21 protein-coding genes are annotated in these 22426 nt (G+C 50.6%); 11 read left to right on the plus strand and 10 right to left on the minus strand.

All coding sequences use genetic code 11. From position 1 onward, the window contains the following. The 5 genes from HV261_RS14090 to pcaQ all read right to left on the minus strand — a co-directional run bounded on the left by HV261_RS14090 (nucleotide 1) and on the right by pcaQ (nucleotide 5839). A complete protein-coding gene (locus HV261_RS14090; RefSeq protein WP_202038577.1) occupies nucleotides 1-561 on the minus strand; it encodes a fimbrial protein in 561 nt (186 codons plus the stop codon). Between the two features lie 3 nt (nucleotides 562-564). After that, the gene (locus tag HV261_RS14095; protein ID WP_202038578.1) at nucleotides 565-3150 is read right to left on the minus strand and encodes an outer membrane usher protein; all 2586 of its coding nucleotides are present in this window, start codon (nucleotides 3148-3150) and stop codon (nucleotides 565-567) included. A gap of 25 nt (nucleotides 3151-3175) precedes the next feature. Further along, a complete protein-coding gene (locus HV261_RS14100; RefSeq protein ID WP_326929149.1) occupies nucleotides 3176-3928 on the minus strand; it encodes a fimbria/pilus periplasmic chaperone in 753 nt (250 codons plus the stop codon). Nucleotides 3929-3976: 48 nt separating this feature from the next. Next, complete coding sequence (locus HV261_RS14105; protein WP_137381790.1) at nucleotides 3977-4537, minus strand: fimbrial protein; 561 nt, start codon at nucleotides 4535-4537, stop codon at nucleotides 3977-3979. A 378-nt stretch (nucleotides 4538-4915) separates the two neighbouring features. Beyond that, complete coding sequence (pcaQ, locus tag HV261_RS14110) at nucleotides 4916-5839, minus strand: pca operon transcription factor PcaQ (protein ID WP_137381791.1); 924 nt, start codon at nucleotides 5837-5839, stop codon at nucleotides 4916-4918. 231 nt (nucleotides 5840-6070) lie between these two features. Here pcaQ and HV261_RS14115 point away from each other — a divergent pair, with 231 nt between their 5' ends. From HV261_RS14115 to HV261_RS14130, 4 genes are all read left to right on the plus strand, one after another. After that, the gene (locus tag HV261_RS14115; RefSeq protein WP_202038579.1) at nucleotides 6071-6973 is read left to right on the plus strand and encodes a manganese-dependent inorganic pyrophosphatase; all 903 of its coding nucleotides are present in this window, start codon (nucleotides 6071-6073) and stop codon (nucleotides 6971-6973) included. 123 nt (nucleotides 6974-7096) lie between these two features. Continuing rightward, nucleotides 7097-8440 (plus strand): 2-oxoadipate dioxygenase/decarboxylase HglS, encoded by a 1344-nt coding sequence (gene hglS, locus HV261_RS14120; protein WP_202038580.1) that lies wholly within the window; start codon nucleotides 7097-7099, stop codon nucleotides 8438-8440. Between the two features lie 193 nt (nucleotides 8441-8633). After that, nucleotides 8634-10289, plus strand: coding sequence for a glucan biosynthesis protein D (locus HV261_RS14125; RefSeq protein ID WP_202038581.1), 1656 nt, complete (start codon nucleotides 8634-8636; stop codon nucleotides 10287-10289). A 166-nt stretch (nucleotides 10290-10455) separates the two neighbouring features. Further along, the gene (locus tag HV261_RS14130) at nucleotides 10456-10680 is read left to right on the plus strand and encodes an HP1242/YdcH family protein (protein WP_003020276.1); all 225 of its coding nucleotides are present in this window, start codon (nucleotides 10456-10458) and stop codon (nucleotides 10678-10680) included. Between the two features lie 66 nt (nucleotides 10681-10746). Here HV261_RS14130 and alr read toward each other — a convergent pair whose 3' ends face one another. Further along, nucleotides 10747-11973, minus strand: a complete 1227-nt coding sequence (gene alr, locus HV261_RS14135) for an alanine racemase (protein ID WP_202038582.1) — start codon at nucleotides 11971-11973, stop codon at nucleotides 10747-10749. A gap of 219 nt (nucleotides 11974-12192) precedes the next feature. Between alr and rimL the strand changes: the two genes are divergently transcribed. Then, nucleotides 12193-12738: a 50S ribosomal protein L7/L12-serine acetyltransferase gene (gene rimL, locus HV261_RS14140; protein ID WP_137381796.1), complete on the plus strand. Its 546-nt coding sequence runs from the start codon at nucleotides 12193-12195 to the stop codon at nucleotides 12736-12738. Here the strand turns inward: rimL and ydcK are convergent. Further along, entirely contained in the window at nucleotides 12730-13710 is a 981-nt protein-coding gene (gene ydcK, locus HV261_RS14145; protein WP_202038583.1) for a YdcK family protein, read from the minus strand. The genes rimL and ydcK overlap by 9 nt on opposite strands. Before the next feature lie 113 nt (nucleotides 13711-13823). Here ydcK and tehA point away from each other — a divergent pair, with 113 nt between their 5' ends. The 3 genes from tehA to HV261_RS14160 all read left to right on the plus strand — a co-directional run bounded on the left by tehA (nucleotide 13824) and on the right by HV261_RS14160 (nucleotide 16246). Continuing rightward, entirely contained in the window at nucleotides 13824-14825 is a 1002-nt protein-coding gene (gene tehA, locus HV261_RS14150) for a dicarboxylate transporter/tellurite-resistance protein TehA (RefSeq protein ID WP_202038584.1), read from the plus strand. After that, entirely contained in the window at nucleotides 14825-15421 is a 597-nt protein-coding gene (tehB, locus tag HV261_RS14155; protein ID WP_202038585.1) for a tellurite resistance methyltransferase TehB, read from the plus strand. The genes tehA and tehB overlap by 1 nt, the downstream gene beginning before the upstream one ends. A 156-nt stretch (nucleotides 15422-15577) precedes the next feature. Further along, entirely contained in the window at nucleotides 15578-16246 is a 669-nt protein-coding gene (locus tag HV261_RS14160; RefSeq protein WP_202038586.1) for a DUF3313 domain-containing protein, read from the plus strand. 38 nt (nucleotides 16247-16284) lie between these two features. Here the strand turns inward: HV261_RS14160 and HV261_RS14165 are convergent, their stop codons facing one another. Then, nucleotides 16285-17193 carry a DMT family transporter gene (locus tag HV261_RS14165; RefSeq protein WP_137381801.1) on the minus strand — a complete coding sequence of 303 codons (909 nt, stop codon included), beginning with the start codon at nucleotides 17191-17193 and terminating at the stop codon, nucleotides 16285-16287. A gap of 185 nt (nucleotides 17194-17378) precedes the next feature. Between HV261_RS14165 and HV261_RS14170 the strand changes: the two genes are divergently transcribed. Beyond that, complete coding sequence (locus HV261_RS14170) at nucleotides 17379-18248, plus strand: helix-turn-helix domain-containing protein (protein WP_202038587.1); 870 nt, start codon at nucleotides 17379-17381, stop codon at nucleotides 18246-18248. Here the strand turns inward: HV261_RS14170 and HV261_RS14175 are convergent. Beyond that, entirely contained in the window at nucleotides 18231-19397 is a 1167-nt protein-coding gene (locus HV261_RS14175; RefSeq protein ID WP_202038588.1) for a benzoate/H(+) symporter BenE family transporter, read from the minus strand. The genes HV261_RS14170 and HV261_RS14175 overlap by 18 nt on opposite strands. A gap of 104 nt (nucleotides 19398-19501) precedes the next feature. Between HV261_RS14175 and HV261_RS14180 the strand changes: the two genes are divergently transcribed. Then, the gene (locus HV261_RS14180; protein ID WP_202038589.1) at nucleotides 19502-20038 is read left to right on the plus strand and encodes a helix-turn-helix domain-containing protein; all 537 of its coding nucleotides are present in this window, start codon (nucleotides 19502-19504) and stop codon (nucleotides 20036-20038) included. Nucleotides 20039-20117: 79 nt separating this feature from the next. Next, complete coding sequence (locus HV261_RS14185) at nucleotides 20118-22079, plus strand: peptidase U32 family protein (RefSeq protein ID WP_202038590.1); 1962 nt, start codon at nucleotides 20118-20120, stop codon at nucleotides 22077-22079. Here the strand turns inward: HV261_RS14185 and HV261_RS14190 are convergent. Then, nucleotides 22076-22306 (minus strand): DUF2554 family protein, encoded by a 231-nt coding sequence (locus HV261_RS14190; protein WP_005126741.1) that lies wholly within the window; start codon nucleotides 22304-22306, stop codon nucleotides 22076-22078. The two genes, HV261_RS14185 and HV261_RS14190, sit on opposite strands and share 4 nt — an antisense overlap. Nucleotides 22307-22426: the final 120 nt, after the last annotated feature.

Here is a 22426-nt window from a genome sequence, read left to right on the forward strand (position 1 = left end):
CTACTGATAGGTCGTGGTGAATGTTAATGTCGCACTGTACATCCCCGAAGTCGTAGGGGGGCCAGGATAAGATGTTGGGCGTAGAAAGAGGGACAGCGGCAACTTACCGTTGCTGCGCTCTGTGCTGCTCCAGACTATTTTTTCAGTATTGTTTACGCCGAGCGGCAACGGCGTATTGAGATTACTGGTACGATACAGCACGCCTGCAACGCCCACCGTTCCCCCTTTCATTTCTGTCGGATATCCACTCCATGAAGAGCTGGCCTTTGGTAAGGTTTGCATCCAGTTCAGCGTCTGCGAGGTTTTCGTTCCGGACTTCGTGATATAGCAATCACTGTATTCCAGAGAAAAATCTTTTCGAGTATTGCTACCCTGAGCTTCTATTTCGGCCCATGTTAATACGCCAAAGTCGATGGTCTGGTTCACTGCTTTACTACTTCCGACCACAATATTAATGGTACAGGTTGTGGCGAGTAAGTTGGCCTTGAAATTCACCGTCACATCCGCGGCGAAAAGCGATGAGCTACATAAAAATAAAGAGATAAGCATTACACGGCGCATAAACTATTTCCCGGCTCCTGGCATCTGACACACTAAGGTATCCAGACGGATTGATTTACCTATCATTGCGGGTGCATCGGGGATTTGATAGGTTACATCGCAATAACTTGCCGCATCGCTTCCCCAAATAACCTTCAAACTGCCACGTTGTTCGATACCGCGCAAAAAGGCGCGGCCTGCCTGACCCATTGCGCCAACGGATTCACCCTGTTCGTTAAGAATATTGGCCCCCAGAGGAATAAAGCTGTTATCGCTGCGCTTCAGGGAGACAAATACCGATTGCCCTTGCTGGGTGGCGAAGGTGACTTTCACCACAGCGCCATCGCGCGGCACCACGGCGGCCGAGGTGTTTTTCACTTCAACGTCCGCCTTGATGGTGCTGAGATCCAGTCCGACGGTATTCTCAGCGTAAGGGGTCAGGCTGGTAGCAACGGTATACCCAGCGCTGTCAATCTCGCCATAACCATTAGTGGTGGTAGCGCCATCTGCACCTTTCGCTTCAATAAGGGCGATGGCGCTTTGTGTGTTGACATTGCCCGGTAAGAGCGTCAATCCACCGCTGTGTAACAGCACACCGCCGTTATTGTTTAAGGAATACTGCTGGTTATGTTTTTTATCGACCGTAGCGGAAACGCTGGTTGCCCCATGCGCGCCGTTATAGGTGGAATACCCACTTACGGAATAGGTATCCTCTCCCTGGCTGTCCTGGTTAGCGGTGGTACTGAGGCTGTAGTTCCATCTATTGTTGCTATTGTTGCCGCTGGCCGTACTGGTAAAACCGTTGTTGCCACCAAAGTCGCTATTAGCGCTGAGGTTCAAACTGGAAAAGGCCGGTTGATCGTTCTGAGCATTACTACCAAAAGGAATACTCAACCCAACGTACAGGCTGTCATCTTCATCGCCCCATTCGTTATAACTGCGCTGCAGCGAGACATTCCACGAGATGGAGCGGAAAGTATTGCTGTAGCCCAGCGAATATTGAGACGTTTTGTCTGAGTTACCCCAATAACTCGTCCAGGTGCCGCTGAGATAAAATGCGCCGTAATCTTCGCCGTTAAGGGTAATGGGCTGATTGATGTTAGCCTGAAGCTCATTTTTAGAATGGCTGTAGTTGTTACGATACGCATCGTTAGGGTTAGTATCGTGATCGTCGCTATAGTTATCGATACTATTTTGCAAAGAGATGGCGTCATTAAGGGAGAGATAGTCTTTGGTACTGTAACGATAGGCACTAAAGCTGAAGTTAGTCTGTGTTGCCTCCAGGACATTACTGTAGCTTAAACGGTAACTCTGCCCTTGCAGGACACCAATATCGTCAAGTGACGCACGAGAGTGGATAACATCGACTGCGATGGCACCAAGACGGGTATTCATAGCAAGACCCAGCATCCCAGCCAGATAGTCTTCTTCCATTGACTGTATGCCGCCATATAGCGTGAAAATATCGCTCAATCCATAATTACCGTTGGTGGTGAACACCCACGGGGAATCATCGTTGCTGTCATCATCTAATGTCCCAACGGCAAAATCCCAGTCGACTTCACCTTTAGTCATTAACTGCGCGACCGAAGCATACGGCACGGTAAACATGCGTTTTGAGCCATCAGCTTCTTCTACAGTAACGTCGAGGTCAGCACCGTTGATGGCCAAATAATAATCCTTCAGGGCAAAAGGACCTGGGGGAACGGTGGTCTCATAGATGATGCGCGACTGCTGTCGTACGGTAATTTTAGCATTACTGTTCGCTACGCCGTTGATGACCGGGACGTATCGTCCATCATGGGGATCCATTCGTTTGTCATTATAAAGGTGTACGCCTTTAATACCGATACTATCCAGTACTTCGCTACGAGAGGTCACCTGACCCAGTTCCATTTGCGCCCGGATGGGCGGTAAGTCGCGTGCCAGATAAAGGTCGTAGTTGTCCCAGGTTGCGCTCTCGTCTTTTGTCCAGTTCAGCGCGCCACTGGAGCGTAACCGCCATGCCCCCAAATTGAGACCATAGCCAAGTCCCAGATAGCCACTGTCAGAGGTGCTGCCCTCATTTTCACTGTGATAGCCGTTGAAGCTCCAGTTCAGCATTGCTGCAGGTATCCCGGCATCCCAACGTGCAGGATTAACATAACCTGCCGGGTGGCTGACTAAAAACAGTTGTGGAATGGTAAGCATCAGGATTTGCGTGTTGGGATCGTAACTCACGCTGGATGAGGGATAATAGTCTGCCAGCATGTAGCATTGTGACTCACCTTCGTCTGCATTTTCCGTGGGGAGTTTGCTTACATCGACGTTCGCTTCATCGAGCACTTCACGCGTCAGACAGGGAGACGCGTTTGGGGTGTGATTATCAATAAACTGGATCTTTGTAGTCTGTTGTTGCTCACCGTTAATCCATATAGAGACGGTATAAACACCCGATTTCACCGGGTTGCCGCGCGCATATTGTGATACGTCGATTGTCGATTTTTTACCTGCGTTGCTGAAGATAAAGTCATCGTTGAATTCAATGTAGTTATCGTCAGCAAATCCTGTCTGACAAACAACCAGCAATACCCATACAGAAGTGGCCAGGCGGCGTTTTGACATCAACATTAGGGCAATCCTTGCGCGAATTTTATTATTTTCCTGTTGCGTCAACGTTGCCACCGTAATCATTGACAGCAGTCCATGACACGGATTCAAAACGCGGGGTAGTGAGTGATTTCACTTCATAGCTTGCGCTGGAAAAGGGGGCGACCATATCGGGTTCAATACTGTATTTTTTACCCCCAGAGATAATCTTCGCACCGACCAGCGAGACAAAGTAAGGGGAGTCATTTTTTGCCGTCGCCCAGATTTGTTTGCCCTTGTTTGCCAGACTCCATTTCAGATGTTGAATGGCCTCGTCAGGTGAACCGGGGAGGGTGGCCGGGCGGTAAAACACTTTGATACGCGTTTTAAGCGCAATTTGCAGTTGATTTGATTTGGCTGCATCTTTGTTTTTTCCGGGGATTTCAAGCGCGTTAAACCAATAAACACTTTCACGGTCGGAGGGCAAAGGCTGGCCATCCCAGTTTAAGCGTACGGTTAGTCCTTGTTTGGGGTCGACGCGGCTTACCGGTGGCGAAGCGATAAAAGGGATATCTAAGGTTTGTGGATCGCCATCTTCGCGGCCATCATCTAACCATGACTGTATTAATAACGGTTGCTGGCCCTGGTTAACCATTTTAACTAATGCTTCTTTGGCATTAGAAAGATAAATAACACGAGTTGCATTAATTACCAGGCTGGCGGTAGCCGAATAACTGAACGAAATGGCTGATGAAAACATAATCATCATGAATGCTTTTTTTGAAATCATATTATTCGTTTCTAATGTTAATGACTGCAACCCCAAATTGATAAGATTGCAGTAGGGTTGTTAAGCTTTTAAAAATTATTAAGGATAGGTCGTTGTAAAGGTGGTATTTGCTTTAACTTGTCCAACTTGCGGGGTGCCGGAACCTGAATAGATATAGCCAACGGTATAGTCAAATACTGCCCCGTTATCGGCATCATAATTGGCTTCAGACTGCGGCGTTGCAGAGTTGAAATCGATGATAGTATTCGTATTGGTGTCTTCTACCTGGAAGCCAGCATCTTTATCACCCGCAGCAACAGTGTTTAACAACGCGTTGGTTGTGCTATTAAAATTGCCTGTTGTTGAGAATTGCCCTTTTACTTTACCGCCAGTCGGTGCCGTTGCGCAGTTTTTAACGGTAATCTGGAAGTTGGTCTTCATCACTGGATTAGTGACGGCTGCTTGCATTACTTGAACAGTGACATCACGAAGCTGAACTTCTTTTGATGCGGAAACGCCATCAATGCTGACATCACAGGTTGATGCTGTAATGTTCCCCACAAAATCGATGTTTGCTGCGTCAGAATCAGCCGCCTGTACCTGAAAAGTTACACCTGCGACCAAAGCCGCTGCTACACTTAAATAAGTAAAAGATTTCATGTTATTTTCCTTAATAACAGGTTAAATGACGTAAGGATTATATGACTCTGGTTTATAGTTGAACAGTAGATGAGGAAGGGGGATTCTTTTTTGAGAATTTATTTAGGGAGAATTAGTAACAGATTAGTGTATGTATGCTGTACAATATATTAAATTAATATTTCCTATTTCTTTATGAATTTTAAAAGAAAATTTTCAGAACTGCGGATTATGGTCAGGGATGTCATCAGATATTGTTCGCTGAAAACACCACCTAAAGTAAGTATTGCTTAATTTATTTGTAAGAAAAGGTGCGGCTTATTAGATATATTTCGTGAATGTTATACTGCACTTTTACGTAGGCAGGACTTGTCGGTAACGACAGGTCTGCCTAAATAATCAAAACGGTACGGTTTTGCGAATCGCGCTAATGAGGATTTGCGCGGCAGAGGAGAGCTGAACGTCTACACGGGTAAGAATGCCAATAGGTTCACCCGCCCCGTGGGTGGGAATCGGCAATGATACCAGCGTCGCCTGGCGTAAATCTTCCCGCACTGCGCCTGAAGGCACAAACCACACATAGTCGTAGTCAACCGTGAGTTGGCGGGAAAGCGATGCAGATAGCGTTTCGATGCAGCCTGGCGGCATTTTGCAACCCTGGCTTTGCAGCAGCGTCTCCGCGTGCTGACGAGGAGCAGTTCCTTTGGGTGACACCACAACGGGCCATTCCATTACCCGACTCAGCGTGATGGTCTCTTGCAACAATGGATGATTCGGCCGCACAACCAGTTTGAGCGACTCAAGAAACAACAGCTCGTAATTCAGACCAACCATTAATTCCGGATCGGCCATCCGACCGATACCGAGGTCGATCTCCCCGGATTTTAAGCCAGCCAGAATCATGGGATTACTCATGGTGGCAACTTGCAGCGTAGTCTCCATTTGCTGCTTATGGAACGGACCGATTACCGCCGGAAGAATACCCAACGCAGCAGTGGGTAAGGCTCCAATTCGTACGACATCCGTCTGCGACTCCTCGCGCTGGTTTAACGCCTGTCCGGCAGTATTGAGCGCATCCAGCACTCTTACCGCGTGGGTAAGAAACTGTTCGCCGGGCAACGTTAACTGCGCGCCAAGGCGGCCGCGTTCAAAGAGTCGGGTTCCGGTCAGTTGCTCCAGTTCGTTCAGCGTTTTGGAGAGGGCTGGTTGACTCAGGTTAAGGGTTTCGGCCGCACGCCCCAACGTTCCCTGTTGGGCAACGGCGACAAAAGTATGAAGATGGCGCAAGCGAATGCGCTGATTGAACAGAACATTTTTTTCCATAAGCGATGTTAAAAACAGAGCCGTATCGGTGACAAGTGAAGTTGTTTGTTTTTGATAACTTGATAGCAAAATATTATTAACATTTAACGCGTTTTACTTACAACTGATTTATTTTGCTTATGTTTTGTACAGCGTGGCCGCGTGGTGGGATCATGGAAGGGAAGGTAGCCAGTCGTTATACTCGGACAATGGTTCGCTTTTTCATCATCCATAATCACAGGGCACTCACCAATGATCCATGTAATAGGGCACCTTAACCCCGATAGCGATGCCATTTGCACCGCGGCAATGACAGCTCGCTGGCTTACGTTACGCGGCCAGCAGGCGACGGCATGGCGTGCGGGGGAACCTAACCGCGAAACGCAATTTATCTTTGCGCATGCAGGACTGGACATGCCCGAACGACTCACGTTTCCGCTGACCGATCTGGATGTGTGGGTGGTCGATTTCACCGAACCGACGCAAGGACCGGAATCGCTGTCTGAGAGCAATGTCGTCGGTATCATCGACCATCATCGACTTGGCGGATTAGTGACTCGTCTTCCCCCAGAGGTCTGGGTTAAGCCTGTTGGCAGCAGTGCGACGCTGCTGTGGCAACTGATGACGGATGACGAGCGCAGTCAGCTGTCGTCTGCGGAGGCTGTTTTGTTGCTGGGAGCTATTTTAAGTGACACTGTCACGCTTCGTTCGCCCACTACCACGCCGGATGACAGCCAGGCGGTGGGGGCCCTGGCCCAAAAAACGGGTGTGGATCTGGATGCTTTTAGCCGCGATCTGTTGTCGGCCAAAACCAGCGTCGAAGGCATGAGTGCCCGTGAGCTGCTGCATAAAGACATTAAAACGTTCGCCATTCATGGGCATAAAGTCTGCGTGGCGCAACTCGAGCTGTATGCACTGTGCCAGGTTGACGGTGTGCTGGACGATCTCCGCGAGGAGATGACCCGCTATGCTGAGGAAAATCAGGCTGCGCTGGTGGTACTGATGCTGACGGACATCAATCTTGGCGATACCAGCCTGTGGTTTGCGGGATCTGAGTTGTCAGAATTACCGCAACCCTGCAAGGTCGAAGGTATGCTCAGTCGTAAAAAACAGATGCTGCCATGGCTGGAAAGTCATTTAAAAGCACGTCAGTAAGTTTTAATTCACTGTCCTGGTGGGAGGGGGGAATTTATGCGGGATCACAGTTTGTAAATTCTTCCCACCGGACTCAGCGGTGTTTTCTACACTCCAGGTAATATTCACTGGAGGCATGACATTATGGCGAACACCATCACGGCAGATGAGATTCGGGAACAATTTTCGCAGGCAATGTCAGCAATGTACCAGCAGGAAGTCCCGCAGTATGGCACGTTGCTGGAACTTGTCGCTGATGTGAATCTGGCGGTACTGGAAAATAACCCGACGTTGCATGAAAAACTGGCCAATGCGGATGAACTGGCACGGCTCAATGTTGAACGCCATGGGGCTATCCGGGTCGGCACGGCGCAGGAGTTGTCTACACTGCGGCGGATGTTTGCCATTATGGGAATGTATCCGGTCAGCTATTACGATCTCTCCCAGGCGGGCGTCCCCGTCCATTCCACGGCGTTTCGTCCCATCGACGATGCCTCGCTTTCGCGCAACCCGTTTCGGGTATTTACGTCACTATTACGCCTCGAATTAATCGAGAACGTGGTGTTGCGCCAGCAGGCAGCGGAGATCCTCGCAAAGCGTGATATTTTCACACGTCGTTGTCACGAATTGCTGGATGAGTTTGATGCACAGGGCAGTTTCACACTCGCACAAGCCCAGGAATTTGTGCATGAAGCACTGGAAACGTTCCGTTGGCATCAACACGCCACCGTAGATGAACAAACGTATCATGCTTTGCATAACGAGCATCGACTGATTGCAGATGTGGTCTGTTTTCCCGGTTGCCATATCAACCACCTGACGCCGCGCACGCTGGATATCGATCGGGTACAGTCGATGATGCCGGAGTGCGGTATTACACCGAAAATTCTCATTGAAGGCCCACCACGGCGCGAGGTGCCCATCTTGCTGCGCCAGACCAGCTTTAAGGCGCTGGAAGAACCGGTATTGTTTGCCGGCGAAATGCGTGGAACGCACACAGCACGTTTTGGCGAAATTGAGCAACGTGGTGTGGCGCTGACGCCAAAGGGCCGGGTGTTGTACGACGAACTGTTGAGTAAAGCGGGGACCGGGAAAGATAACCTGACGCACCAGCTGCATCTTCAGGACGTGTTTAAGGCGTTCCCGGACAGCGAGTTTCTGCTGCGCCAACAGGGACTGGCCTGGTTCCGTTATCGTCTGACGCCGTCGGGCGAAGCGCATCGCCAGGCTATTCGCCCGGATGACGATCCACAACCGCTCATCGAGCGGGGCTGGCTGGTTGCTCAGCCCATCACCTACGAAGATTTCTTGCCGGTGAGCGCTGCAGGGATTTTCCAGTCTAATCTGGGTAATGAAACGCAGGCGCGCAGCCACGGTAATTCCAGCCGCGATGCCTTTGAACAGGCGCTGGGCTGCGCGGTATATGATGAGTTTGCGTTGTATCAGGAGGCAGAAGAGCGCAGTAAACGGCGGTGTGGTTTGCTTTAACGGAATTTACACGGGATTCGGCCTGTTCTCATCGACATAAAATATTTTCGATTTTGTACAGATAATCGGCGACCAACAATTGGATTATTAATGAATTTTGTCTAGAGTGAGCGGTCAGAAATGTGCACTCTCTTGCCGCAGATTTTGACCGGCGCGGGACCATTTACACGACCAGAAGGACTCACTTTCAGGCATGAATCGCAGACGATTTATTAAAGGTTCAATGGCAGTGGCCGCCGTGTGCGGAACCAGTGGTATTGCATCACTCTTTTCCCGCGCCGCCTATGCGGCAGAGTCTGACATTGCAGACGGAAAAACCGTACGTTTTGATTTTTCCGTTCTGCAGTCGATGGCCCATGATTTAGCACAGAAGCCGTGGGGCGGTGCGCCGCGCGCATTGCCGGATACGCTGGCGAAACTGACGCCGCAGGCTTACAACAGTATTCAGTACGACGCAGAACAGTCACTGTGGAACAACGTTGAAAATCGTCAGCTTGACGCGCAGTTCTTCCATGTGGGAATGGGCTTCCGTCGTCGCGTACGCATGTTCTCGGTTGATGACAGTACGCATATGGCGCGTGAGATCCACTTCCGTCCGGAGCTTTTCAAGTACAACGATGCCGGTGTGGATACCAAACAACTGGAAGGGCAAACTGACCTCGGTTTTGCCGGTTTCCGCGTGTTCAAAGCGCCTGAACTGGCCCGTCGTGATGTCGTGTCCTTCCTGGGAGCCAGCTATTTTCGCGCCGTAGATGACACCTATCAGTACGGTTTGTCGGCGCGTGGCCTGGCGGTCGATACGTATACCGACAGCAAAGAAGAGTTTCCTGACTTCACCGCATTCTGGTTCGAAACGGTTAAACCGGGCGCCACTTCATTTACTGTTTATGCACTGCTCGATAGCCCAAGCGTGACCGGCGCGTTTAAGTTTGTGATCCACTGTGAGAAAACGCAGGTGATCATGGATGTGCAGAATCATGTCTATGCGCGTAAAGACATCAAGCAACTCGGCATTGCGCCGATGACCAGCATGTTCAGCTGTGGTAACAATGAACGCCGGATGTGTGACACCATTCACCCGCAAATTCATGACTCCGACCGTCTGGCAATGTGGCGTGGCAACGGGGAGTGGATCTGCCGTCCGCTGAACAATCCGCAAAAACTGCAGTTTAATGCCTACACCGATAACAACCCGAGAGGGTTTGGCTTACTGCAGTTCGATCGTGACTTCTCTCATTACCAGGACATCATGGGTTGGTACAACAAGCGGCCAAGCCTGTGGGTTGAACCACGAAACCAGTGGGGTAAGGGGACCATCGGCCTGATGGAGATCCCGACGACGGGTGAAACGCTGGATAACGTCGTCTGCTTCTGGCAGCCGGATAAAGCCATCAAAGCCGGTGACGATCTGGAATTCAAATATCGCCTGTACTGGAGCGCACAACCACCGGTACGTTCGCCGCTGGCCCGTGTGATGGCAACCCGCACCGGTATGGGGGGCTTCCCGGAAGGATGGGCTCCGGGCGAACATTATCCAGAAAAATGGGCACGTCGTTTTGCCGTTGATTTCGTGGGGGGAGACCTGAAAGCGGCAGCGCCGAAGGGAATTGAACCGGTCATTACGCTCTCCAGCGGCGAAGCGAAGCAGATTGAAATTCTCTACGTGGAGCCTATCGACGGCTATCGTATCCAGTTTGACTGGTATCCAACCTCTGATTCAACCGACCCGGTTGATATGCGCATGTTCCTGCGTTGCCAGGGCGATGCTATCAGTGAAACCTGGCTGTATCAGTACTTCCCGCCTGCACCGGATAAACGTCAGTACGTTGACGACCGTGAAATGCGTTAATTGCTCTTCTGATGGCTCTCCTTCCGGGGAGCCATTGCTGAAACCTCTTCCGTAACAATCTGTACACTATTTACTCGATCCTGTTCGCATTTTTCCCTGACCTAACCGGGTAAGCTGATCGTGTGTATTTCTTATACACATTCTTTACCACTAACAGGGAGAAAGTATGTTTCCAGAATACAGAGACCTTATTTCCCGACTGAAATCCGAGAATCCTCGTTTTCTGTCCTTATTCGAAAAACACAACAGCCTTGATCATGAGATTTCCAGACTGGAAGGTTCGGATGGTCGGGGATACAGTTTGGACATTGTTCGCCTTAAGAAACAGAAACTCCACCTGAAGGAAGATTTGCTCAAAATTTTGCAAAGAGAGAGTGTCAGTGAGAGCTAAATAGTACTGTGCTCACTGTGTAAAAGGGCTTCCCGCGAGAAACGGAAGCCCTTCCTGTTTCAGGCGTTAATCGACCATCACACGTTTGTTTGTCGCCCCCCAGAGGATCGACATTTCAGTGAACAGCGCGCCGCTAATTTCTTCGACTTCTTCTGCGCTCACCTGCGCATTTCCCTGTTTACCGAATAGCACCACTTCATCGCCGGAGGCAACCTGCGGTAGATCGGTTACATCAACAATCACGGTATTCATGGATGTTTTACCCAGCACAGGAACCCGCTGGCCGTGGATCAATACGTGCCCCACGTTACTGAACACACGACGATATCCATCTGCATAACCCGTTGGAATATTGGCAAGAACGGAATTTCGTTTAAGGGTATAGGTTCTGTCATACCCGACGGTATTTCCTTTAGGGTAATGGTTTACCGACGCGATTGCGGATTTAAACGTCATGACGCGTTTGTATTCGGTGCTGGCAATGGTATCGCCATAAAAAATACCGCCAACACGCACCATGTCGAGCCAGGATTCAGGAACGGTCAGGGTGGCGAACGTATTCGCGACATGGAGGGTGACATCTTCGCGCTTCAGCCCGGTAATATTGAGTACCTGGGCCGATTGCGTATTGAAACGGGCCAGATCGCGTTTCACCACCGCCGCATCTTCTTCCGGGAAATGCGACATGATGCCAACAATTTTCAGACCGGGTAACGCGGAAATAGCGCGGGCCTCTTCCAGACCTGCCGCGGTGCTGACTTCCAGACCGTTTCGTGACATACCGCCAGAGTTCAGTGCCAGATGGATACGAATCGTTTTTCCTTTCTCCTGGGCAATGACACTCAGACGTTTAGCCATATCCAGATTGCCAATCAGCTCTTCAGTATCAAAATCCGCCGCCTGGCGCATCTCTTTTTCCGTCGCGTTGCGAACGCGCATTAGCTGCGATGTATAACCTGACTGACGAACAATGCTAATCTCCTCGTTGCTGGCGATGCCAATACACTGCACACCGTTTTGCATCATCACCGGCGTAACCAGTGAGAGATCGTGACCATACGCATCGCCTTTAAGAATGGCGCACATCCGGGTTTTGTCTCCCAGCAGTTGCTGAACTTTATGAATGTTATATTCCAGCGCGCTACGGGAAATCTCCAGCGTGGTATTGTCCACAACCTGTTGTTTATTAACGGCATAGGGGACAGGACCCGCTTGCGTGGTGGGGACGGGTTGGTGACAGGCGGTAATCAGTAAAAGCGGAATAAGTGCTAAACGACCCAAAGGTGCTGCCATGCTTGCTCCTTAGCAATAGAATGAAAGTGTTATTGTCATCATTGCGGCCTATCCATGCATGGGATAACCGGACATCCAGAGTAACGGCTTCCGCGCCAGAGATTGTTTCTAAGTGATTGCTGTTACAGCATAAAAATATGATATCCACGGCGCTAAACAGATTAATATCGGCTACTGCCAGTCAGAAATCCTCCGTTTACAATCGCAAAGGAGATAAACATGTCAGAAATTATTACCGTCAGTGACACGCTGGAACTGCGGGCAGTAGAAGAACAGCACGTCACGCCTTTGCATCAACTGGTGCTCAAAAATAAAGTTTGGCTCCAGCGGTCGCTGAACTGGCCGCAGCTTGTCGAATCTGAGGACGATACGCGTAAGAATGTGCAGGGGAATATGATGTTGCACCAGCGTGGCTACGCCAAAATGTTCCTTATCTTCAAACAAGGTGAAGTGGTTGGCGTTATCTCGTTTAACCAAATAGAACCGTTGAATAAAGCGGCTTACATTGGTTACTGGTTGGATGAAGTTCATCAGGGACAGGGGATTATGTCCCGGTCGCTACAGGCATTGATTCATCATTACGCTCAGCGTGGCGAGATCCGCCGGTTCATTATTAAATGCCGCGTGGATAACCTGGAAAGCAACCAGGTGGCGCTACGCAACGGTTTTCAGCTGGAAGGATGTTTAAAGCAGGCGGAATTTCTCAATGATGGTTATCATGATGTGAACCTCTATGCCCGTATCATTGATAGCGTTTCAGAATAAACCGGCGAGTGGGGTGCGCGTAATACGCTGTTCGCCGTTGATCACTTTTGGCCCGCGCAGATGGATTGCATCGCCATCAAAAGCTTCCACGTGGGCCTGACCGGTTATCTCAATATGATGCTCGATCAGCACTTCCCCCAGAATACAGGCGTGGCCTTCAATCAGGATGTGACCGTCCAGTAGGATCGGGCCGCCGCGTAATTTTGCATGCCCCCCGACCAGCACATGGTGTTTCAGGATACAGTTACCTTCAACTACCGCATGCTCAGCCACCTGTGAGCTATAGCGCAGGGTCGGTATCGCATCTTCATCGGTACCCGCGATGATGCGGGCGTTGCCGTATACCTTCGCACAATCGCAGATCCAAACGTTATTTTCCTCATTACCCTCGATGCGAGCATAATCAAAAACCTCGGCGCGGTGTTCAATAAAGGCGTAGTCAATGGTTGCATCGCCATAGATCTGCACCTGATGCACAATGCGTGAATGGTTTACGGTTGCGCGATCATATATTTGCAGGGGCTGGTCACTTTCGCGGGTTAACCCTTTGGCGGCGATGACTTCGGATCCTCCCAGAACACGCGCATTACCCGACAGAAGACACTCGCCACGTACAACAGAGTCCTGAATGGTGACGTTGTCACGTATTTGTGCGCCATGGCTAATTTCAGCCCGATCTATCCATACGGCATCGCCAATCTGTGCGCCATCTCTGACCACGCTGGCCTGCGTAATACGGGCATTTCCTGAAATGGTTGCCCCCGAAAATGCCATCGCATTCTCATCGTAAATCCAGCAATCGCCGCTTTGCGCCAGTACGGCTTCATCATCAATCCAGCCACCAGGCGTGCCAGCCGGAACATCATTAAAATCAATCAGTGCAATTATCTGGCGTAGTAATACGCTTCTTTTGTTGCCATTATCCTGATAACTGAAGGAGCGAGGTTCGTCGCTCAGACGGTATTTGGTCATAGCTCATTTCCGTGTTGCGCACCTTAGTTAAACGTAGCAAAGTTTTCCGTACTGGCTAAATCGCCATAATTTCCATAAAATGCATTTCAAATATACTTTAAAAAATAAACAAAATGAGTAATAACAAGCATAGTGATCGGGTCCTTAACCTTCCGGCCGGTTATTTTGGCATGGTACTGGGCACCATCGGCATGGGATTCGCCTGGCGATATGCCAGCCAGGTGTGGTCGGTGAGCCACTGGATTGGCGATGGGTTAGTCATCCTGGCGATGGTTATTTGGGGTCTGTTAACGCTGGCCTTTCTGAGCCGTTTAGCGCGTTTTCCCCAGAGTGTGCTGGCAGAAATCCGCCATCCGGTGATGAGCAGTTTTGTCAGCCTTTTTCCGGCAACAACCATGCTGGTCGCGATTGGTTTTGTTCCCTGGTATCGCCCGTTAGCCGTCGGGCTATTTAGCATTGGCGTGGTGATACAGCTAGCGTACGCGGCCTGGCAAACGGCAGGCCTGTGGCGAGGTTCGCATCCCGAGGAGGCAACCACGCCGGGGTTGTATCTGCCAACCGTCGCCAATAACTTTATCAGCGCGATGGCCTGCGGTGCGCTCGGCTATAACGATGCCGGACTGGTATTTTTAGGGGCAGGGGTTTTCTCCTGGCTTAGTCTTGAACCGGTGATCCTGCAACGTTTACGCAGTTCAGGTGAGTTACCCGCGGTATTACGTACGTCGCTGGGGATTCAATTGGCACCCGCGTTAGTGGCCTGTAGCGCATGGCTTAGCGTCAACGGTGGAGAGGGCGATACGCTGGCGAAAATGCTGTTTGGTTATGGTCTGCTGCAGCTGCTGTTTATGCTTCGGCTGATGCCGTGGTATCTGTCCCAGCCGTTTAATGCGTCTTTCTGGAGCTTCTCGTTCGGCGTGTCGGCACTGGCAACCACAGGGCTACATTTGGGACATGCCAGTGAATCGGGATTTTTCCATACGCTGTCGATTCCACTGTTTATTTTTACCAATTTTATCATTGCGTTATTACTGGTACGTACGTTTGCATTGCTGATGCAGGGGAAACTGCTCATCCGCACGGAGCGTGCTGCATTACTGAAATCTGAGGATAAATAATGACCCTTTGCGACGAAAACTACTTTACTGAAAAATACGATCTCACCCGGACCCATTCCGAGGTTGTTGAAGCGGCCAACATTGTCCCGCCAGGTAAAACACTGGATCTGGGCTGTGGCAATGGCCGTAACAGTCTGTATCTGGCGGCAAACGGCTATGACGTCACCGCGTGGGATAAAAACCCCATGAGTATCGCTAATCTTGAGCGCATCAAAGCGGCTGAAGGGCTGACCAATTTGCACTCGAACGTCGCAGACCTGAATGCACTCAGCTTTGATGGCGAATATGACTTTATTCTTTCTACCGTGGTGCTGATGTTCCTGGAAGCGAAAACGATCCCGGGGCTTATCGAAAATATGCAACGTTGCACGAAACCGGGTGGATATAATTTAATCGTAGCGGCAATGGATACCGATGATTTCCCGTGCACCGTCGGTTTCCCGTTTGCATTTAAAGCAGGTGAATTACGTCACTATTACAGTGGATGGGATCTGCTGAAATACAATGAAGACGTGGGTGAACTTCATCGTACAGATGAAAATGGCAACCGCATTAAACTGCGCTTTGCCACCATGCTGGCGCGTAAAACTGCCTGAACATCCCGTCTGGCTTAACTCTTTCTGCGTTCAGCATTTTTTTGTGCTGAGCGCAGAGAAAAAATTGTGCGGTCGTTACCATTTTTAGTACATCCAAAATGAAACTGTTTTGCTATCCTTTTTATGCATCATTGCGAAAACTAAAGGGATCGTTTCATGCGTACTCAAACTTTATTTAAAGTTGCAGTGCTTACTGGTCTGTTGGCATTATCGGGCTGTGCGTCAAAAGTGACGCAGCCGGATAAATATTCTGGGTTTTTAAAAAATTATTCTGACCTGAAGGAAACAAAATCAGCAACGGGACAACCGGTACTTCGTTGGGTTGACCCGAACTATAATGAATCCAAATATGACAGTATCGTGTATAACCCGATAACGTATTACCCGGTTCCTAAACCTACTACGCAGGTAGGACAGAAGGTTCTTGACCAACTGTTGAACTATACCAATACGCAGATGAAAACGGCCATCAGCAAGCGTAAACCTCTGGTGGCAACGCCAGGGCCACGCAGTCTGATTTTCCGCGGGGCGATCACCGGTGTTGCGACCAGCAAAGAAGGTCTGCAATTCTATGAAGTGATCCCGGTTGCGTTGCTCGTTGCAGGAACACAAATGGCGACGGGTCACCGTACCATGGATACCCACCTTTATTTTGAGGGTGAGCTGATCGATCCGACAACCAATAAACCTGTGATTAAAGTTGTGCGTCAGGGTGAAGGTAAAGACCTGAACAACGAAAGCACGCCAATGGCGTTCGAAACGTTGAAGAAAGTTGTTGATGACATGGCGACAGATGCCTCCATGTTTGATGTGAACAAAAAATAATAAATGAGAACGCACCATCTGCGGATGGTGCGTTCTTTTTATGCCACTCGCCGACGGTACAACAATTTTCCCATCAAGGCTTCCGGCCGTGCAAACATCACCAGATTTCCCAGTAAAATCAGCACTAAACCGGCAATTGCGTTAGCCTGCCAGACATACCCTTCATACAGCGTTGACAGCGTGAGCGCCACCAGAGGGAAAAGCAACGTACTGTAAGCGGCCTTACTTGGACCGATGCGTCCTACCAGTGTGAAATAAGCGCCGAAGGCAATCACAGAGCCAAAAATAGCCAGATACAACAGTGCGCTAAGGTAGCTAAACGTCCACTGCGGTGTGAAGTCATCACCGCGAACCAGTGCAATGGTGGCAATCAGCAAGGTACCGTACAGCATGGCCCAGCTGTTGGTGGTCATCACCTCCAGCCCTTTTTTCTGATGACGCAGGCTGATCATATTGCCAAGGGAAAAACCAAACGTTCCCAGAGCGCTTAAACCAATACCCAGCAGAAGCGAGTGATTCAGGCCGCTATTGACCAAATCCTGCCAGAACAGGGTGATGATACCCGTCAACCCCAGCGCCGCGGCGAAATAAAAGCGTAGCGGTGGTTTTTGACCAAAAAATACAAAACTATTCACCGCATTAAACAGCACGGCCATCGAGAAAATTACTGATTCCAGACCGGTGTTAATCCAGGCCGCTGCCGTGTAAAAACACCAGAAATTGAAGCAAAAAACACATCCGCCCTGTAACAGACAAAACAGATGGTCGCGCCCGGAGAGCTTACGCAATTTGCCGCTGAACAGCAGGAGAAGGATCATCACCGAACTGGCGACCGCAAAGCGCCAAAAGATAGAGACTGGGGCAGCAACCGGCCCTTGCTGCAGGTAAATGGCAATCCATGTCGTTCCCCATATCACGACCACCAGGCAGTACAACAATGCGTTCATACATCTCTCTCATTTTTGTATTTAAGCGTACACAGTGTCATGACTGGCCAGGGTTGGCTTTCATCTGATTGCGGTCGACTTGCAAAATCTTGCGCTTTTTTTCGCGCAAACATGAAAAGGCGGCTGTTAACAACATGTCGCTGATATAGACTGAAAGCCTGCTAACTTATTCTGAATGTGATGGTATGTCTCAGCCCTATGGCGCCTTTGAAAACTTACGCAAACATAATGCCGTGCTGCATGAGTCGGTTGCGTTACATTCAGGTATCCAACTGGCGGCGTGGTCAAACAAACGCGACACCATTACCCAATATTGCGATCACCACACGCTCAGCTTATATGTCGCGGATGGCTACGAGAGCTATCACAAGACGGCTGGGGGCTGGAAAAACGGCGGCGGCCCGGATCGCTTCTGCCTGATGCCGAAAGACTGCGAATCCAGTTGGGATATTCGTGACGATCTCTCCTTTGTACATCTTTATTGTACCGACGCGCATCTACGGGAAGTGGGTGAGAAAGTGTGGGACAAAAGCCCTTATAGCTTCACGCTGGACGAACATACGTTCGGCAGCGATCCGGGGATCACGGCGGTTTATCGCCAGTTTTTACTGGGTAATGACTGGCAACAACCGGCTAATCACCTGACGCTCAGCGCGGCATCTTCGCTGTTGCTGACGCATCTGATTCAACATTACAGCAATGTTCAATGGCGGCCGCCGGCGGTAACCGGTGGGCTTGCGCCAGCCACATTGCGCAACGTGCTGGCCTATATTGACGCGCATCTGGCCTACCCAATGACCCTCAGCGATTTGGCTGGCGAAGCGGCATTGAGCGATTTCCACTTTGCCAGAATGTTTCGCCAGTCAATGAATATGGCCCCGCATCAGTATGTTATGCAGCGTCGTATGGCGCTGGCGCAGCAACTGGTCCGTTATTCTTCACGTAGCTTGTCGGATATCGCGATGGCTTGCGGATTTAGTTCAGCAAGCCATTTTAGCAACCGGTTTAAGCAGGTGACGGGCAAGACGCCAACGCAATTACGTGCGTCGCGATAATCTCAGCACGGCATAGCATATCCCTCCGGCGATTAATCCCCAGAACGCAGAGCCAACCCCCAATAAGGTCAAACCGCTGGCTGTAACCAGAAAGGTGACGATGGCAGCATCTCGCTCCGCTTCATGGATCAATGCCTGATACAGACTACCGCTAATCGCACCGAGCAAGGCGAGGCCAGCCAGCATCTGGACCCAGCTTGCCGGCAGAGCGGCCATCAATCCGGTTACCGACCCACCAAACACTCCGGCCAGAAGGTAGAACACCCCGGCAGCGGCAGCGGCTAACCAGCGTCGCTGGGCATCAGGATGCGCATCCGGGCTTTGGCAAATTGCGGCGGTGATGGCGGCAATACAGATGGAGTAGACGCCAAAGGGTGAAAACAGTAACGCCAGCAGCCCCGTGAAAATAATCAGCGGTGAAACGGGCAAGGAATAACCTGACGCTTTCATGGTGGCAAGGCCGGGGGCATTTTGTGACGCCATGGTGACCAGGAAGAACGGCAATGCGATGCTGATACTGTGTGCAAGAGAAAAGTGGGGGGCAATGAATTCAGGTATCACCGGAGATAAATCAATGTTATTAGTGACAATGTCACCTTTTAGCAGTGCGATAGCGATACCCACCAGCATGGCAGCAATGACGGCGTACCTGGGGGCGACAACTTTTAGCACCAGCCACGCCAGCAGCATGCTGGCGCACAGGAGAAGCTCATTATTAAGGCTATTGAATGCCTGCAAACCAAAACGCAGCAGGATCCCGGCCAGCATTGCCGACGCCAGTGAGTGTGGGATTATCTGCATCAGACGTGCAAACAACCCCGTCACACCACACAGGACTATCAGCGCGTTAGCAACAATAAAAACGCCGATTGCATCCTGAATGGTCACGCCTTGTAGACCCGTAACCAGCAGCGCAGCCCCGGGCGTAGACCAGGCGGTCAGAATGGGGGCGCGATACCACACTGACAATGCCAGCGTACTCACGCCCATCGCGATTCCCAGTGCGGTCATCCAGCCCGCAATCTGCCCGGTCGTTGCGCCTGCGGCAATCGCCGCTTGCCAGATGATGGCTGCCGAGCTTGCATAGCCGACCAGCACGGCAACAAAACCGGATAAAACGGTGGGCAAAGGGATTGATAATGTGCGCATAGCGACTCCGCGTGCGTTATAACGGTCATCGACTGTAGCACTGTGCGTTATAGCGTACAAGTGATAAGCTGCTGGACAGAAACAGGAGATAGAGGAAGGCGACAATGGACAATTTAACCCACTATCTGGCTACCACGCTCCGGACATTACGTCACCAGCGGGAATGGAGTCTGTCGCGTCTGGCAGAAGAAACCGGTGTATCCAAAGCCATGTTGGGGCAGATAGAACGCAATGAATCCAGTCCAACAGTGGCGACGCTATGGAAAATTGCCACCGGACTGAACGTGCCGTTTTCGACGTTTATTTCACCACCCGAGTCAGCAGGCGCAGCGACGTTTGATCCCCAACAGCAGGCAATGATAGTGACACCGCTGTTTCCATGGGACCCACAACTCTGCTTTGACCATTTTTCAATATTGCTGGCACCGGGGGCGTTGAGTGAATCTACCCCGCATGAAACCGGTGTGATTGAGCACGTAGTGGTGATTACTGGCCTGCTGGATATGTGCATTGATGGGCAGTGGCGAACCATCAAATCGGGTGAGGGCGTCCGCTTTGCGGGTGATACTGCACATAGTTACCGTAACAGCAGCGAACAGACGGTTCACTTTCATTCCCTGATCCATTACCCACGCGGTTAATCGGGAAAACTATTCCGAAATGCCGCGCTTCTGACTACAATAGCCGCCATTTTTACCGCTTGTGGATGGTAACAACTGTATGCGCCAGCAACCTCATCACCTTGAATTGTTAAGCCCGGCTCGTGATACCGCCATTGCGCGCGAAGCCATTTTGCACGGCGCGGATGCCGTATACATTGGCGGTCCCGGTTTCGGTGCGCGTCACAACGCCAGTAACAGCCTGAAAGACATTGCTGAACTGGTGCCATTCGCTCATCGATATGGGGCGAAAATCTTTGTGACGCTGAACACGATTTTGCATGATGATGAGCTGGAACCTGCTCAGCGGTTAATTACCGATTTGTATCAGACGGGTGTTGATGCGCTGATTGTGCAGGATATGGGGGTTATGGAACTGGATATCCCGCCGATTGAACTGCATGCCAGCACCCAGTGCGATATTCGCAGCGTCGAGAAGGCGAAGTTTCTTTCTGACGTCGGATTCTCGCAGATTGTACTGGCGCGCGAACTGAGTCTTGAGCAGATTCACGCGATTCATCAGGCGACGGATGCGACGATCGAGTTTTTCATCCACGGCGCGTTATGCGTTGCTTATTCAGGCCAGTGCTATATCTCTCATGCGCAAACCGGGCGCAGCGCTAACCGCGGCGACTGTTCACAAGCCTGCCGACTACCGTATACCCTGAAAGACGATCAGGGCCGGGTGGTGTCGTATGAAAAACACCTGCTGTCGATGAAAGATAACGATCAGACCGCCAACCTCGGTGCGTTGATCGATGCCGGAGTACGTTCCTTCAAAATTGAAGGGCGCTACAAAGACATGAGCTATGTGAAGAACATCACTGCACATTATCGGCAGAGGCTGGATGCCATCATCGAAGAACGTGGCGATCTGGCACGTTCATCTGCAGGTCGCACTGAGCATTTCTTCACGCCATCTACAGAGAAAACTTTCCACCGCGGCAGCACTGACTATTTTGTCAATGCCCGTAAGGGCGACATCGGCGCATTCGACTCGCCTAAATTCATTGGCTTGCCGGTGGGTGAAGTCCTGAAGGTGGCGAAGGATTATCTTGATGTCGAGGTGACGGAACCCCTGGCAAACGGGGATGGCCTGAACGTATTGATTAAGCGTGATGTGGTTGGATTCCGTGCCAATACGGTAGAAAAAACGGGGAATAATCGTTATCGGGTATGGCCGAATGAAATGCCAACGGACCTGCACAAAGTTCGGCCGCACCATCCGCTCAATCGCAATCTCGATCATAACTGGCAGCAAGCGTTAACCAAGACATCCAGTGAACGCCGTGTCGCGGTTGATATTGAATTGGGCGGCTGGCAGGAACAGTTGATCCTGACGTTGACCAGTGAAGACGGCGTGAGTATCACCCATACGCTGGACGGCCAGTTTGAAGAAGCGAACAACGCCGAAAAAGCGTTGAGTAACTTGCAGGATGGTCTGGCAAAACTTGGACAGACGCTGTACTACGCCCGCGATATTCAGGTGAATCTGCCGGGTGCGCTGTTTGTGCCGAATGGTCAACTCAACCAACTGCGCCGCGAAGCCATCGACATGCTGGATACCGCACGTCTGGAAAACTACCAGCGGGGCAGTCGTAAACCCGTTGCCCAACCGGCGCCGGTCTATCCGCAGACGCATCTGAGTTTTCTGGCCAACGTCTATAACCATAAAGCGCGTGAGTTTTACCACCGTTATGGCGTCCAGTTGATTGATGCTGCATATGAAGCGCATGAAGAAAAGGGCGATGTACCGGTGATGATCACCAAGCACTGCCTGCGTTTTGCATTCAATCTGTGTCCAAAACAGGCAAAAGGGAATATCAAAAGCTGGAAAGCCACACCGATGCAATTGGTGAATGGTGATGAAGTGCTGACGCTGAAATTTGATTGCCGACCGTGCGAAATGCACGTTATCGGCAAGATGAAACACCATATTCTGAAAATGCCGTTGCCGGGCAGCGTAGTGGCTTCTGTTAGCCCTGATGAGCTGATGAAAACACTGCCGAAGCGGAAAGGCTAACTCAGATGTGTATCTGGCTTGCGTGATTTTTGCCAGTGATGGTGTTCGCGTAGATCGGCGGCGGATTCTTCCGCCGTCACCCTCAGCTCATCGCTGTCTGCCGTGTGGCGTAATAAATGATCGGCATCCTGTACCTGAAGATATTCATGTCCCTGATGAGTAGCGAAAAGCTGGCCGGAGAAAAGCGCGCTGGCCAGCAATAACACCGTTAACCCTTTCTTAAACATCATGCACCCTCTGGCACGTTAGCTGTGGACGTGGCGATAATTTCGCCTGGTGACTATTCAATATTTTAATCGGTGAAATGGCAATCTCTGTTTTGCCAGTGAGATGTTTTTTGCATTTTT

It is taken from the genome of Citrobacter sp. RHBSTW-00671, assembly GCF_014103415.1.
Taxonomy (GTDB): domain Bacteria; phylum Pseudomonadota; class Gammaproteobacteria; order Enterobacterales; family Enterobacteriaceae; genus Citrobacter.